Source organism: Frankia sp. CeTa3Moorea (assembly GCF_978021225.1).
The window spans coordinates 13,748-14,699 of sequence record NZ_CDXDOR010000130.1; the positions used below are offsets into that span (position 1 = coordinate 13,748).

The following is a 952-nucleotide window of genomic DNA, read 5'->3' on the forward strand; positions in this document are numbered from 1 at the left end:
GTCCACCATCATCGCCACCAACTCCTCGAACCCCACCCGCGGCTTCCACCCCAACACCTCCCGCGCCTTCGACGAATCCCCCACCAGCACATCCACCTCAGCCGGCCGGAAAAACCGGGGATCCTGCCGCACGAACCCCGACCAGTCCAAGATCCCCACCCGCCCGAACGCCGCATCCAACAACTCCCGGATACTGTGCGTCTCCCCGGTCGCCACCACATAGTCGTCCGGCGCGTCCTGCTGCAGCATCCGCCACATCGCCTCCACGTAATCCCCCGCAAAACCCCAGTCCCGCCGCGACTCCAGATTCCCCAACGACAACGAGTCCTGCAACCCCAACGAAATCCGCGCCACCGCCCGCGAGATCTTCCGGGTCACGAACTCGATCCCCCGCCGCGGCGACTCGTGATTAAACAACAACCCCGAACACGCGAACGCCCCGTACGACTCCCGATAATTCACCGTCAGATAGTGACCGAACGTCTTCGCCACCCCGTACGGCGACCGCGGGTGAAACGGCGTCGACTCCCGCTGCGGCGTCTCCCGCACCTTCCCGAACATCTCCGACGACGACGCCTGATAGAACCGCACCCCCGACATGTCGTTACCACCCGCGATCCGCAACGCCTCCAGAACCCGCAGCACCCCCATCCCCGTCGTCTCCCCGGTCAGCTCCGCCTGCTTCCACGACAACCCCACGAACGAGATCGCCCCCAGGTTGTACACCTCGTCCGGCTGCGAGATCTCCACCGCCCCGATCAACGACGGAAGATCCGTCAGATCCCCCTCCAACAACACCACTCCCGGCACCAGCCGCTCCACCGTCGCCACCTTCGGGTTCGACTGCCCCCGCACCAACCCGAACACCTCATAACCCTTCGCGGTCAGCAACTCACCCAGATACAACCCGTCCTGACCGGTAATCCCGGTAATCAGCGCGCGAGGCACGTCG

General features: G+C 65.0%; 1 protein-coding gene. It reads right to left on the reverse strand.

Going from position 1 to position 952, the window contains the following annotated elements:
- Nucleotides 1-948, reverse strand: a 948-nt coding sequence (locus AC08OV_RS19025; RefSeq protein WP_476620049.1) for a GDP-mannose 4,6-dehydratase, incomplete at its 3' end; no start/stop codon positions are given.
- Nucleotides 949-952 lie beyond the last annotated feature (4 nt).